The following is a 15,010-nucleotide window of genomic DNA, read 5'->3' as shown; positions in this document are numbered from 1 at the left end:
TTTTAACCAAACACCTATACCAATCATGAAAGCAAAGTTTACCCTGATCGCGGCATTGATGCTGTTACCGTTTATTGGAATAGCCCAATCCCAGTCTATCGATGATGAAATCACGCTGATCCAATCGGCGTTTGGAATGGAAAAGAGAGCCCTAGTGGAGCAATACATGGCCCTTTCCGAACAGGAGGCACAGTCGTTCTGGCCCATTTTCCAGAAGTACGAGGACGAAAGAAGGGCTATCACCAGAGAGAGACTAAAACTGATCAACGAATATTTAGAGAAATTTGGAAAGGTCACTGATACAGAACTAGACTCCATGGTCAAAAGACGCCTCAAGGTTGATGCTTCGATGACGAAGCTTCACAGCAAATACTATTCTCAGTTCAAGAAAGCCACGAGCACTGCGACCGCAGCCAAGTTTCTACAACTAGACGATTATATCCAGACCACTCTTTTCCTCGCACTATTGGACGGCTTACCTTTTTTGGGTGAGAAATAATGCTGAAAGTCCTTCAAAAGAGGCCTGCATCTCCCCTAGGCGTGCAGGCTTTTTTATGGTTTTAGCCTAAATTCGGAGAAATTCCAAAAAATTCATTCCATTCCCAATTGTACCAGATGAAAAACAATCCATTCAAGTTTGCGACCGTTCTCATAGCTTGCGTAGGGTTATTCGGCTGCGATTCAAACAAGACGGCCGATAAAGCACAAACTTTAGTAGCCTCCAAAGCAGGGGATGGAATGGTCTGGATCGAAGGCGGCTCATTTTGGATGGGCACGGACGAACTGGAAGCATATGCTGTCGAGCGCCCAGCGGTGAAGCGAGAGGTGAAAGGCTTTTGGATGGATGAAACGGAAGTGACCAATGCCCAATTCTCGAAGTTTGTGGAGGAAACTGGCTATGTGACCGTAGCCGAAAGGAAAATCGATTGGGAAGAGTTGAAAAAGCAATTACCACCCGATACCCCAAAGCTCCCCGATGAACAATTACAACCGGGGTCCTTGGTTTTCTCCCCACCCAATCATCCGGTTTCAACCCAATCAAATGACATCAGCCAGTGGTGGAAATGGGTTGACGGAGCGAGTTGGAAGCACCCTGAGGGACCTAACAGCTCAATCGCGGGTAGAGAAAACCATCCGGTAGTCCACATCGCGTTCGAAGATGCGGAAGCCTATGCCAAATGGGCTGGAAAAAGACTTCCCACCGAAGCCGAATGGGAATACGCTGCCAAAGCAGGGAAGGAAAAAGTACGCTACGCCTGGGGAACTGAATTCAGACCCAATGGACAGTTCATGGCCAATACCTTTCAGGGCGACTTTCCACACCAAAACCTTGTCGAGGACAATTTTGCCGGTACTGCACCCGTCAAAAGCTTTCAGGCAAATGGCTTCGGCCTTTATGACATGATCGGCAATGTGTGGGAATTGACAGCGGATTGGTATGATGCGATCCAGTTTAGCAGGGTGGCGGGTATTGCCCCTCCCCTCGACAGCGCGATGAACAAATGCTATAATCCTACCAATCCCTATGCGCAGGAAAAAGTCATCAAGGGAGGCTCATTTCTTTGCGCGGATGATTATTGTATCAATTATAGGCCGTCAGCCAGACAGGGACATGCCTATGACAGCGGCACATCCAATGTGGGATTCAGGTGCGTCAAGGATGCAGAATAGTGAGCATTGTGTCTTGGTCGGCACCCTCGCCGTCTATGGCAAAAAGGTTAGTCGCTTTTCCGAATGGCCTTCACACCAAAATAATTTTGTCCAATTGGACTCGTGAACCAAAGATTGCTTTAAATTAAAGGATCCAAATTGCTAGGAATCAAATAAACCCAAGGCCGAAGGCGCCCGTCTACTATGAAAGCTGTACTGTTGTTCCTCCTCCCCGCGATGATTTTTTGTTCGGTTTCATTGGCTTCGCAGGACACATTGCCACCCCAAGAAAAACGAATCAGGGACCTCAGGATCGTGCCCCTTCCCGCGGTGGCATCCAATCCTGCCAACGGCTGGATGTTTGGATTTGCCCCCTCTGCTACCTGGTACATGGGCGATCCCGAAGACACCAGAATCTCCAATTTTGTTGGAAATTTCCTCTACACGACCAAAAAGCAGTGGATTTTCAGCTTCAGGAGCAATATTTTCCTCAATCAAAACAAATGGATTCTCGTGGGTGATTGGCGATATTTCATCACCTCCCAGCCGACTTTTGGGTTGGGTAGTACAGCGCCGAATATTCCAGCAGAAAACCCCAATCAGGCGGGAGTCTGGTGGGGGGAGCAGCAAATGGATTTCAGCCTTTTTCGCTTTTATGAAACGGTTTTGAAACGAATCGGTGACTCAAAATTCTATACAGGAGTTGGGTACCATTTCGATAAACATTCAAAAATCAACAACTACACCAACGAGGCCGGAGGAACAAACCTCGCATTTTCGCATGATGCCTATAACCTGGCCAAAGGTTTCTCGACCGACAGCTATGTGCTTTCTGGGTTTACGATGAACCTGATCATGGAAAACCGCGACAATCCTACATCACCCTATGAGCGAAACTTCGCCCTGCTTTCCTACAAAGTAAATCCCACATGGCTGGGGTCGGATCAAAACTCAAGTACGCTGCTATTTGATTACAGGCACTACATCAATCTCAGCGAGCGACGAAAGAGGCACCTAATCGCTTTTTGGGGTTATGGAAACTTCCTCGTCTCAGGCAATCTCCCCTACATGAATCTTCCATCTTTGGGATGGGATATGTTTGGAAGGACGGGCAGAGCTTATGCACAGGGTCGATTTAGGGGCGAGAGCATGGTCTATACCGAAGCAGAATATCGATTTCCCTTGCAGCAAAACAAGGAGACTTTCGGTGGGACTGTTTTCGTAAATGCGGCCAGTTTCGGCAGCCGAACCACAAACGAGCAACTGTTTACCCAAATCAACCCAGGCTATGGCGTGGGGCTTCGGGTGATGATAAACAAGCGGAACAGAACGACGATTTCCGCCGACTATGGAATCGGTCAAAAAGGGAATTCAGGATTTTACCTCAATGTAAACGAAAGCTTTTAAGGCTAGACACTGAGGCCAATTTCTGCCAATACCATGAATGCGGGGCAACTGTCAACAGTTCGCCTTTTTTTTTGTAAAAAATCGCCGATCAAAGCAATCGAAGCGGTTGAAGATTAAGCCTGTGGTATTTTGCCAAAATTCCAAGAATGCATGCATTCCATTTTTTAACATGGGATTCGGGCGCCATTCGAATCTCTAATTTTAGCAATGTTTCCAAAAGCCTGAGTGGACGAAGATGATCTAACGGTGAGCCTCCCGCCGCTACTGAAAAAACAAAGAGTGATCGGCCTTGGTGTCATCGGAACGCAAAATCCGTCGATTCCATGTTCATTACTGACGAATTCACCAACCCTCTACCGACTGGCTGATCGCAGGCGAAACCAAATTTTATTAAAAAACAAACTAATACATTAAAATGAGAAACCGAATCATCCAATTTTTCATGCTTACGGGCTTTTCCGCGATGTTGGCCTGCGAACAAAAACCCGCCGAAACTACCGCTACTGCGGCCAGTTCAGATGGGATTGATCGCACCGTGCTTCCTATCAAACAACCTCCACGACAAAGGTTTTCAGAATTAGACGTCAGAAATACCACACCCCCTCCCCGATTTGAAGTTCATGCACCCAAGGATGCGCCGAATGTAGTGGTCATCCTGCTTGATGACATGGGCTTTGCGGTCCCGGAGACTTTTGGAGGTCCAGCCCACATGCCTACACTTGATCGTCTTGCAAAAAATGGATTGACTTACAACCGTTTTCATACCACTGCCTTGTGTACCCCAACCCGGGCAGCTTTGCTTACGGGATACAACTCACATTCGGTAAACCTTGGGATCATCACCGAGTTGGCAACAACATACCCCGGCTATACTTCGATTCGACCACAGTCAATCACCCCCATGGCCGAAGTCTTGAGGCAAAACGGCTACAGCACCGCCCAATTTGGAAAGAGCCACGAAACGCCAACCTGGGAAAAATCCAGCAATGGACCCCAGGACAGGTGGCCGACACATTCGGGCTTTGAGAAATTTTATGGCTTCCTGGGTGGGATTACCAATAACTGGGCTCCATTGATCTATGATGGCGTCACCATGATAGAAACACCAAACTATCCCGGCTACCATTTTACCAATGACATGACCAATCAGGCGGTATCTTGGGTACAAAAGCAACAAGCTTTGCAACCCGATAAGCCCTTCTTCATCTATTATGCTCCAGGTGCTACAAGGGCGCCCCACCATGCCCCGAAAGAGTATTCTGAAAAATACAAGGGCAAATTCGACAAAGGCTGGGATGTATTGCGGGAAGAGACGCTGGAGCGTCAGAAAAAATTGGGGATAGTACCAGCCAATACGGTCCTTCCTCCAAAACCGAAAGAAATCCCTGATTGGGACAGCCATTCCCCACTTGAAAAGAAGCTCTTCGCACGCCAAATGGAAGTATTTGCTGGATTTGCCGAACATACCGACCATGAAATTGGCCGCTTAATCGAAGCGATCGAGGAAATGGGAGAATTGGACAACACCATCATCTTCTTTATCGCGGGTGATAATGGTTCGAGCGCGGAAGGCCAACAAACCGGTATGTTCAACGAATGGACCTACTTTAACCGGGTTAAGGAAAACGTAGAGGATATGATGAAACTCTATGATGAATGGGGAACTGAAAGCACCAATCCACATATGGCAGCCGGGTGGGCGGTTGCGACAAATACCCCATTTACCTGGACAAAGCAAATGGCTTCAGACTTTGGTGGAACACGTAACGGTTTGGTTATCCATTGGCCGAAAGGCATAAAAGCCAAAGGTGAGATAAGAAACCAATTTGGCTTTGTAAGTGACATAGCGCCGACTGTTTACGAAGTGACAGGTATACCTGCTCCAAAAATGGTGAACGGCATCGAGCAAGACCCTATAGAGGGCACAAGCCTTGCCTATTCCTTTGACAAAGCAGATGCCCCCGAACAGCATACTGTTCAGTACTTCGAAATCGGAGGAAATCGGGCAATCTATCAGGATGGCTGGTATGCACGAACTATCCACCTCGCCCCTTATCTCCCTGAACCATACAATTCGCTCCAAAATGATGTTTGGGAACTGTACAACACCAAAGAGGACTTCAGCTTGTCCAATGACCTGTCCAAAAATGATCCTGAGAGATTGAAGGCGATGCAAGATCTCTTCATGAACGAAGCAGAGAAATACCATGTGCTTCCGATTGACGATAGATCCGTAGAAAGGATGATTGCCGAAGTGGCTGGGCGTCCCACCCTCATGGCTGGACGAAACGCGATGACATTGACCAAGGATATGAAGGGAATGGGCGTTGACGTATTTCCCAACCTCCAAAATACTTCCTATACCATCACTGCCGACCTTGAACTCGGACCAAACGGAAATGGCGTCATCGTGTGTCAAGGAGGCCGATTTGGAGGACTTTCACTCTATGTCAAAAATGGTAAACCCGCCTTCACTTACAACTTCCTTGGGCTCAATTCGACTACCATCGCATCGACCCAGTCTTTGGCACCCGGAAAACATACCCTCGTTTACGATTTCAAATATGATGGCGGCGGACCGGGTCGAGGAGGTGTCGGCACCATCTCCATAGATGGCCAAAAAGTCGCCGAAGGCCGAATCGAAAGGACACAGCCTGGCATATTCTCGGTGGTGGACTTAGCAGATGTAGGCATTGACTTGGGCACAGCGGTAGCCGATTATGGGCCGTCGAGCAAATTCAACGGAAACATCAAAAAGGTAGTCGTGCAAAGAAACGCGGCCAATCCCCCAAGCGAGACACCTGCAGTTGTCGATTGACAGCGGATTTACAACAATAGTATTTGATTTTATCGAAGCGTTTATTCTGGATGGATTGGGAGCTTAGGCTAATGAACGATGGGGAAAATGATTCATTCCGACCCCAATCCATCCAATAGCAAAAATCAACAGAAAAGATACGATGCGCTGGTTTTTTACGAATTTCAAGTGGATCATGCTGATCTGCGGCCTATTGACTTGCACAATGTTTCTTGGGCTATTTTCCCCGGAAACATCCCTGCGGGCAAACTTTGGCGAGCAACTTACCACAGGCACTGAAAACATCGTCGTGCGGGGATGGTCGGCATTGATTGGATTAATGGGCATCATGCTGATCTACGGCGCATTCAAACCATCGGTGAGGGACTTCTCCTTGGTGATCGTCGGAATCAGCAAAAGCATATTCATAGCACTCGCCATTTTGTTTGGAAATGAGTACCTCAGTTTTGACCTCGGGAGGGCTGTGGTAGTGGATACAGTGATGATCGCGCTTTTCGCCATTTACTTAATCCTATCAAAAAAGACATACGCACCACCCCCGTTGCCAACCGGGATTTAATCCAAATCAATCAAAAACAGTCGAATTTATTCCAAGCCAAAAACATGACAAAATCTCTCAAATCAGCATATTATCGTATTTATCAAACTGGGTTTAAGTTAGCAATGCCACTGCTGCCATGGCGCAAACCGACGCTATTGGAAGGTGTTGGCAGTGTCAGGAGAATTCCTGAGGTTCTCAAAGATTTGCATATTTCCAACGTGTTGATCGTCACTGATGCCATGCTAATGAAACTGGGGCTCTTGGACGGGTTGTTGCAGGCATTGGATAAAAGTGGATGCAAATATGCCGTCTTTGACAAAACCGTGCCGGACCCTACGATTGAAAATGTCGAGGAAGCCCTTCAACTCTACCATAAGCACCAATGCAAGGCGATTATCGCATTTGGAGGAGGTTCACCGATGGACTGCGCAAAAATCGTCGGTGCACGCGTAGCGAGGCCCCACAAGTCGGTAGCGAAAATGAAGGGAGTCTTGAAAGTAATCTTCAAAATCCCCACACTGATAGCCGTACCCACAACAGCTGGAACCGGAAGTGAAGTGACTCTAGCTGCTGTCATCAGCAACAGTGAAACACTTGAAAAATACCCTATCAATGATTTTTGCCTGATTCCCCACTATGCGGTCCATGACCCGGAACTTACCCTGAAACTGCCACCGCATATCACCGCACCTACCGGGATGGATGCAATGACCCATGCCGTGGAGGCATTTATTGGAAACAGCAATACAAGCGAAACCAAAAAGGCGGCATTGGAGGCGATGGTACTTATCCATCAAAACCTGCTTACTGCCTATAACGAACCGGGAAATATCGAAGCAAGGGCAGCGATGCTCAAGGCGTCCTATTTGGCCGGTGTAGCATTCACCCGTGCCTATGTGGGCTATGTGCATGCCATTGCACACACAATAGGTGGGTTCTACAAAGTGCCGCATGGATTGGCCAATGCCATTATCATGCCGCATGTCTTGGAGTATTATGGCAGCGCAATACATCGTCAGCTGGCCGAAATTGCTGACACGATCGGAATTTCAAGCCCCAATGAGAGCCCTAGCCAAAAAGCCGCCGCATTTGTCCGATATCTTCGTGATCTCAACAGCAAAATGGACATCCCGAAAAACATCGACAAAATATCTGAAAGCGATCTGCCTGAAATGATCAAAAGGGCACTCGAAGAGGCAAATCCACTGTATCCCGTTCCGAAGATTCTTTTTGAAGAAGACTTAAGAAAAATCTATCTGAAGATCAAGGGCTAAATTTGATATGGGCAAAATAGAAAAACCGCCTTCTAAGATCCAGAAGGCGGTTTTTTGTTTTCATGCATATGGAACATACTCAGTTTTGCCCGGTAATTTGTCAAAACCACTTCAGCAAACCATCGATGATCATTTCTTTGGCCCTGTTGTAAGGAGGAAACAGTGGTGTGACAGCGGTGAATCCGACCCGCTGTTTGAGTACTCCCTTTGGGTTGGAAAACTCCAGGAATCCATAATGCCCATGGGATTTTCCGATTCCCGAATTGTTTACCCCTCCAAACGGCAGCTCATGGTGGATGAAATGCAGCACGCAATCATTGGCGACTGCACCTCCGGAACTTGTCTTGTGAAAGATGTAGCTCAACTTCTTATCGCTCTTGGAAAATGCATAAAGTGCCAAGGGCTTCGGCATCGTATTGATAAAAGAAAGCGCCTTGTCCAATTCTGTATAGTCCAATATCGGAAGAATCGGACCGAAAATCTCGTCCAACATCACCATCATATCTGGTTTGACATGGGTAATGACGGTCGGCTCGATGAAGTTTTGTGAAGCATCTGTCTTCCCTCCTTTTGCAACCACCGCGCCTCTGGCTTTGGCATCCGTTATCAATTCCTTGAGCCGGTTGAAGTGTCTTTCATTTACGATACGACCAAAATCCTTACTATCAATTGCTGCCTGTCCATCGGTCTCGTAAAGTGTCTCTATCGACTCCTTGAGGTAGGATACAAACTCATCCCGCATAGAAGCGTGGATCAACACGAAATCAGGTGCCACACAGGTTTGCCCACAATTGATGAACTTGGTGGAAGCGATCTTTCGGGCTGCGTCTTTAAGGTCAGCATCTTTGGCAATGACTACCGGGGACTTCCCACCCAGTTCCAAGGTAACCGAGCCGAGATACTCCGATGCTGATCGCATCACGATCTTTCCAACCGCCGGACTTCCAGTGAAGAAAATATGATCAAATGGCTTCGCAAACAACAATTGGCTTGCCTCCAAGCCTCCTTCAATCACACACACATGGTTCTCATCAAACAACTCACTGATCATTCTCTTGATCAAAGCGGACGTATTCGGTGTCATTTCAGAAGGCTTCACAATAGCAGTACACCCAGCACTGATCGCCGAAATCAAGGGACCTATCGCTAAGTTAAATGGGTAATTCCAAGGTGCTACGATTAGGCTTGCGCCTTTCGGTTCGTACTGAATGTGTGCACTCGTCCCCAAAAACGTGACGGGTGTAGGTACCCGCTTTACCCTCATCCAAGATTTGAGGTTTTTGATGGTGTTTTTTGCTTCAGAAAGCGAGGGATAAATTTCGGTGATGTCTGTCTCGATATTTGGCTTTTTGTAGTCTGCAAACAGGGCATCCCGAATATCTTGACGATGCTCAAGGATCCAGTCATGAAGCCTCCTAAGCATGCCGATTCTTAGATCCGCAGAGCTTGTCCTAAGATTCAAAGAATGGCTTTTCTGTTGTTCGAAAACCTGATTAATTCGGTCCTGCAAGGTTTTACTGTCCATTGTTTCGCTGTTTGATTTTGTAAACAAGTTCCAGCCAAATGATTGAGAAAACAACCCATGGACGTCTCAATTCTGCTATGATTACCGAATAAAGTGGCCTGATTCCTCGAATTTTGTCATTTTTCCATCATTTGGGTTTATTTAGGGAGCTGGGGGAATTATGTTCGGTAGCTATGCTTTTTGACGAATCTTTGATTTGGTGCCGGGGATACAATAGGTAAAATTAAGACTGGCTCAACCATCGGAGGCTTAATCTGCTCTTCACTGTCTTGAGACACTTCTTAAACATGATCGACAAAAAGACAGCAGAGTTCAGCTCAGTTATGTTCCAGCAGGAACCGATCTTCCAAACAATTGGGTTTGTTGGGCGGAATCCGAAATCGATAACAAAAAAAAAATCGGGCATGAACCCGATTTTTTTATTTTACCTACTCATTAGTTTCAATCCTCTTCTTCCTGTTCTTCAAGATAGACAACCTCGTACATGTTTCTTCCATTGACCTGTACAGGCATGTAGTAAGTTTCGCCATAGGCCAAAAGGATCACATCGCCCATTTTGACTTCTTCTCCGCCGTCAGGCAGGTTTTCGACGAGCGCTCCCGCAGTCGGCGGCACGACTGTATATCCTTTGGCAGATTTTTCGTAGAAAGTTCCGCCCCAGAAATAATTCATAGTGCCATCGTCTAGTTTCACTTTTTCAGCGTTGTCTGGGATCGATGATACTTCCACTCCCACCGGACCTGGGACTACTACATAGCCTTCGTCGTCTTTTTGGTAGAAGACCCCGTTATCGTAGTGGAATTCATTGACCACATTGGTCACGTTGGTGATGTTGGTGACGTTGGTTTCATTGGTGACGTTGGTCACGTTGACGACTTGTGCAGTTGGAGGTAAAGTCGCTACCGGAAAACCCCATGGATGCCACCATGGACCCCAGAAGAATGGTCGAAACGCAAACCAGAAGAATGGGTTGGCAGACCACATCATCCATGGGCCAAACATCATCGGTGGCCTCATCATCATAGGTGACATCACGTTGACACGGACCACGGTATTTCTACTTGCATTGATATTGATGTTATTATTATTTCCGATGTTGATGTTGTTACCTCCTGGACGATTACCCGAACCAGGCCTGTTGCCAGAACCTGGGCGATTTCCGTCACCCACACCCGGATTTCGTCCATCAGAGGGTCGGTTCGATGGCCTTGCATTGGATGCACTTCCAGTGTTGCCGTCTCCCCTTCTATTGGAATTGGATCTATCAGAGACATTGTTTCCAGACTGGTTACGTCCGCCCCCACTTCCTACCGCTCTATCTGATGCGGAAGGGGTACCTTCCCGACTTTGTCTCGCCGCACTGGTAGACCGGTCGGATGTAGCTGGGGCTGTGTTTACCCTCCTATTTGCATCTCGTTGGGCACCTCCATTGATCGAATTTCTCTGCGATGGCTGCGCAGCAGTTCCCTGACGGTTTCCACCGCTTCCTGAAGGAGAGGACATCCCTCCGCGATTTGAAGGTTGCGACATACCTCCACCCCTATTTGACGGTTGGGACATCGACCCGCCAGATCTGGACGGTTGGGACATTGAACTTCCCGATCTTGAAGGCTGGGACATTGAACCTCCGGATCTAGACGGTGAGGACATGCTGCCTCCTCTAGATGCGGCCCCGCCACCCCCACCTCTCGCACCGTGACTCATTCTTTGGGAGAAAGCCATTTCTGGTTGCAAAGCCAACATCGCTAGCAACATTCCCGTGAGCGTGTTTTTGACTAATATTTTCAAAGTCTTCATATTCAACATGTATTACTTTTTTGGAACCAAACTAATTCTTCTTGCGCTTTGCGGCGCGGTAAAATCGAAAATCGCGTTGGGCAAATCAGGGTTGACTTTCCAATCATTGAAGACCCCCTCAAAATGAATGAAATGATCGCCTGATTTGTGGATGATCACATATCTCACTGGAAGCATAAACGTATCGTTGCTGAGCCAAAGTTGTACAGATTGCTCCGGACCTTTGGCGGCAATATGGTGGCATTCAACACCGTCAATATTCACGAGACCCAAATACTTCACATAGTCGCTGTGTTCCAACAAATCATCGGTAAATGTCGGGTAAAAGAAATCAGCAGCTGGAAATTCCAGGCCAAATCCATCATTGACAAATTCTATTGTTTCGTTGATGTTTTCAGGTGTTTCAATAAAACCATAGTGGTTGTAAGTGAGTGAATAGTACATCAGAATGTCCCCATTGTACCAATATGCGTAGCTGTTACTTGGGCTCTTGGTTTGGACATGCAACTTATCGGGGCCGACCGCATGCACCTGATGGGTGGAATACTCCTTGACGAGCCCCAAAGTTGGATGCACTTTGTCGACAGAAGTCTGGAGCCCGAAGCTACACGAAGCCATCTCGCCGATGATGTCACTCATCCGGTCCAGCAGAACGACGGCTTGCACGTCCACGGAGTCGGTTTGGGCAATTGTCGGTGTGGTCGCAGCAATTACTCCAAGAAAAAAGAGCAGTTTCTTCATAGAATAGATTTAATTTTTCAAAGGTTAGGACGTGACAATGTAAATGGCAAAATATTTTCAAAATTTACGACCAAAATCGCCCAAAAAGAAATGGGGTACCCATGAGTCTGCTTGTGAGTTGAATATTTTTAGGGAATCTTGGCGGATAGGGAATAAAGTTACAGCCCAAACCTATACTGAAGCCCAGTCATAAACTGAGTCCTTGAGGAGAGGTATCCGGCTTCCACTCTGACCATCCATTTTTTATTGACCTGAAATTGCGCACCTGTCAGGAAGTTCCAAGGGTCAGCTACCCTTCGGTTCATAGTGTATTGCACGGTCGAGTTTTCGGCATTGCTGAGTGCATTGTCTGCTGCTACCAGTACATCCCCAGCAAGGCCGAGAGCCCTGTTTGCAGCCGTGCGCTTGGCGATATTTGTAGGATTTAGCCGCTCTATCGGAGATAGACTAGCCCACCAATCGTCTACTCTGATTTGGGCAGTTTCGACACGATCAAAGCCCTGATCTATCCGATTGGAAAAATCCTCGAAATCGACTGCTTCATCAAGTGGAAGTGAACCGTCTGTTTCAGCATTAAGGCTAACCCTGAATCCTCCAATCCAGACGGCTATCGCACGCTCTGGCTTTTTCAATTGAAAGTTTCTACCCAACCTCGGGCCAAATACAAAAGTGCGAATTGGTTGCTTCAGCTGGGGAATATCTACCCAGGCTATGTTCATATCCAATGCCAAGAAGTTACCACCAATTCCAATTGTAGGCATCACGCCAAATCCAAAGGTTGTTGTCTGGAATTCGATCAAGGATCCTCCCGAGAAGATTGGAGTAAAACCATTGATAGGATCGGGAACATTGACGGTGTACTTTACTTCAGTGGATGACTGAGCCCTTCCAAGTATTCCATAAACGTTCAAAAATGGGAGCAGCCATACATCCGGTCGAAAAGTCAAAGCAGATGCCCGTGATTTTGCCATATCAAATTTCACGATACTCGAAATGTCATACATTTCACCATCATTGAAGCCGACACTGAGGTCTTCCAAAATGATATCGGAGGCTTGGGTGAAATAATTCACACTGATACCTGCCGAATATGGCAAATCATACCCTGCAGCAACAGCCTTTTTTCCTAACAGAGGTAATACATAAGGATAATCTTCCCTGGACACGCTATCCCGTTGGGCTTCATCTGTTGGATTTATTTCTCTATTTGTAAATACTTGGCCAAGGCTGGCACCGGTCCCAAGCACCAAACCCAGCACTAGTAATAACAACCGCTTCATGCACGAAAATTACATCAAAATGCACCTAGCAAAATTCCATCGAGAACCTGGTCTGCATGGTTTAAATGAATATGGGCAAAATTGAAACTTTGGTTGAATGCAATCCATAAGTGGAACGGATGAATTTTACCTTCAGGGGAACTGCTACGAAAACCCCATTTGCCCAACAAAAAGACTTCGGACTTCAAGCTAACCTGATCGTCATGCCGCATCAAACTGTGAATCAAAAAAAGAATCAACGGCAAGATAGAAAAAAATCGGTCTGGAATAATTCGACAAGCCAAGGCAATTTACGAAGCCAAGGTAGCCCCTAAAAAGATGATTACTCGCATTCCTGAATAAATGGAAGGCCCATTTCCCCCGTACTTCCAAAGGGGGAAATGAGTCCTGTATCTGATTAATCAATAATTCAATACTCAAGCACAAGGCTCGAATAGGCTGGAAGGGTCACATTCCCTCCCTCCCACTTTGCATTTCCATAGCTGTAAAGCAAACTGCCGGCTTCCTCAGGCGCATCCAAAACGATGGTTTGGTCACTGAGATTGTGGAACACCACCACTTCTTGGTCAGCATGCTTTCTGAAAAATGCCATCACTGGACCCGGCAATTCTCCCTCATACAATTCCAAATCCCCCAAGGCTAACGCCCGGTTGCTATTTCTAAGTTTGATGATCTCCTTGTAGTGATTGAAATAGCTCGTGCTCATCGATTTCTGGATCGCCAATGGCGTCACGGTCTCATCGATGGAATAAACAGGATTGATCCAAGTAGCCCGTCCCTTGTCGTTGGCTTTCATATCCCAAAGGAAAGGTTCGCGAATGTTCTCATCAGGTTTTTTGCCAAGCATCCCAATTTCCTCACCGTAATACAGGTAGGGAGCGCCAGGCATTGTCATCAGGATATTGGTTGCAAGTTTCATTTTCTTTGGATTTTCGTCCAGGCTGTTAAGCAACCGGGGCTGGTCGTGGTTGGATGAGATAGTCGCATCAATGAAATCAGGGGTGATCTCTTTGTAGAAATCCAACACTTCCTTTTGCTTCCTCGCCAATAGCATTCCATCTTCCTTCTTGAAGGACTCGATCATCGTATAGTGAAAATCGAAATTGAACAATGCAGGAAGTCCAGGTAGATAGGGTGCTACGATTTCTTTCTTGTCATAAACCTCACCTACCAAATAGATATCCGGCTTGATCGCGGTCATTTTGTCCCTGAATTCCTTCCAAAAAGCATGGTTGTCCAAAGGCCGGTCGTCGGGAAAAATGTGCTTGGCTGCATCCAGACGGAATCCGTCTACGCCCACTTCCTCGAGCCAAAATCTGCCAATCTCATAAATTTCCTCTCTGACCTTGGGATTGTCAAAGTTCAAGTCAGGCATTCCTCCGTAAAAAAAACCGTAGTAATAATCTTCACCAAAGCCTGGGTCATGCCATTGGCGGATGTTGTCACTGTCAAGCGTGATCGTCTTTTTGTTGATAAAATCGGCAATAGTATCCTTCTGTGCCCACACATAATAATCGCGGAATGGATTGTCGCGGCTCTTTTGGGATTCCAAAAACCAAGGATGCTTGTTGCTGGTATGGTTGATAATCAGATCAATGACGATTTTTATGTCCTTTTTATGTGCCTCTGCAATCAGTGATTTGAAATCATCCATTGTGCCATAATCAGGATGGACGCTTTTGTAATTGGTGACATCGTATTTATGGTAGCTAGGGGATTCCATGACCGGCATAAACCAAATGGCATTCGCACCCAATTCCTTGACATGGTCCAATTTCTTGGTAACGCCATTGAAATCTCCAATTCCATCGCCGTTGGAGTCATAAAAGGACTGTACAAAAATTTCATAGGTGATGCCTGCATGGGGCCAGTGATTTTCAACCTTTTTTTCTTTTGAGCCACCGCAGGAAACTAAAGAGATTAGCAATATTGAGAGAATTAATTGTATTGAACGATTAACCATACTGAATGTCTTTA

The 15,010-nt window shown here is 46.7% G+C and carries 11 protein-coding genes; 6 read left to right on the top strand and 5 right to left on the bottom strand.

Annotation, left to right across the window (positions count from 1 at the left end; translation table 11 throughout):
* Nucleotides 1-25 precede the first annotated feature (25 nt).
* The 6 genes from L0U89_RS12265 to L0U89_RS12240 all read left to right on the top strand — a co-directional run bounded on the left by L0U89_RS12265 (nucleotide 26) and on the right by L0U89_RS12240 (nucleotide 7,690).
* Entirely contained in the window at nucleotides 26-499 is a 474-nt protein-coding gene (locus L0U89_RS12265) for a hypothetical protein (RefSeq protein ID WP_234861787.1), read from the top strand.
* A 116-nt stretch (nucleotides 500-615) separates the two neighbouring features.
* Nucleotides 616-1,671, top strand: coding sequence for a formylglycine-generating enzyme family protein (locus L0U89_RS12260; RefSeq protein ID WP_234861786.1), 1,056 nt, complete (start codon nucleotides 616-618; stop codon nucleotides 1,669-1,671).
* Between the two features lie 183 nt (nucleotides 1,672-1,854).
* Nucleotides 1,855-3,057: a BamA/TamA family outer membrane protein gene (locus tag L0U89_RS12255; protein WP_008630887.1), complete on the top strand. Its 1,203-nt coding sequence runs from the start codon at nucleotides 1,855-1,857 to the stop codon at nucleotides 3,055-3,057.
* 415 nt (nucleotides 3,058-3,472) lie between these two features.
* A complete protein-coding gene (locus tag L0U89_RS12250) occupies nucleotides 3,473-5,875 on the top strand; it encodes an arylsulfatase (RefSeq protein WP_234861785.1) in 2,403 nt (800 codons plus the stop codon).
* Between the two features lie 142 nt (nucleotides 5,876-6,017).
* On the top strand, nucleotides 6,018-6,434 hold the full coding sequence (locus L0U89_RS12245) for a hypothetical protein (protein WP_234861784.1): 417 nt from the start codon (nucleotides 6,018-6,020) through the stop codon (nucleotides 6,432-6,434).
* 44 nt (nucleotides 6,435-6,478) lie between these two features.
* Nucleotides 6,479-7,690 (top strand): iron-containing alcohol dehydrogenase, encoded by a 1,212-nt coding sequence (locus tag L0U89_RS12240; protein WP_234861783.1) that lies wholly within the window; start codon nucleotides 6,479-6,481, stop codon nucleotides 7,688-7,690.
* A 100-nt stretch (nucleotides 7,691-7,790) separates the two neighbouring features.
* Here the strand turns inward: L0U89_RS12240 and L0U89_RS12235 are convergent, their stop codons facing one another.
* The 5 genes from L0U89_RS12235 to L0U89_RS12215 form a co-directional block, all read right to left on the bottom strand.
* Nucleotides 7,791-9,215: an aldehyde dehydrogenase family protein gene (locus L0U89_RS12235; protein WP_234861782.1), complete on the bottom strand. Its 1,425-nt coding sequence runs from the start codon at nucleotides 9,213-9,215 to the stop codon at nucleotides 7,791-7,793.
* A 441-nt stretch (nucleotides 9,216-9,656) separates the two neighbouring features.
* Nucleotides 9,657-11,012: a DUF6515 family protein gene (locus tag L0U89_RS12230; protein ID WP_234861781.1), complete on the bottom strand. Its 1,356-nt coding sequence runs from the start codon at nucleotides 11,010-11,012 to the stop codon at nucleotides 9,657-9,659.
* A 12-nt stretch (nucleotides 11,013-11,024) separates the two neighbouring features.
* Entirely contained in the window at nucleotides 11,025-11,753 is a 729-nt protein-coding gene (locus tag L0U89_RS12225) for a DUF2092 domain-containing protein (RefSeq protein ID WP_234861780.1), read from the bottom strand.
* 158 nt (nucleotides 11,754-11,911) lie between these two features.
* The gene (locus L0U89_RS12220) at nucleotides 11,912-13,033 is read right to left on the bottom strand and encodes a hypothetical protein (protein ID WP_234861779.1); all 1,122 of its coding nucleotides are present in this window, start codon (nucleotides 13,031-13,033) and stop codon (nucleotides 11,912-11,914) included.
* Nucleotides 13,034-13,442: 409 nt separating this feature from the next.
* Nucleotides 13,443-14,996, bottom strand: coding sequence for an alpha-amylase family glycosyl hydrolase (locus L0U89_RS12215; protein ID WP_234861804.1), 1,554 nt, complete (start codon nucleotides 14,994-14,996; stop codon nucleotides 13,443-13,445).
* Nucleotides 14,997-15,010: the final 14 nt, after the last annotated feature.

It is taken from the genome of Mariniradius sediminis (assembly GCF_021491425.1).
In the GTDB taxonomy this organism is placed as follows: domain Bacteria; phylum Bacteroidota; class Bacteroidia; order Cytophagales; family Cyclobacteriaceae; genus Mariniradius; species Mariniradius saccharolyticus.
This window is presented reverse-complemented; position numbering and strand designations above follow the sequence as displayed.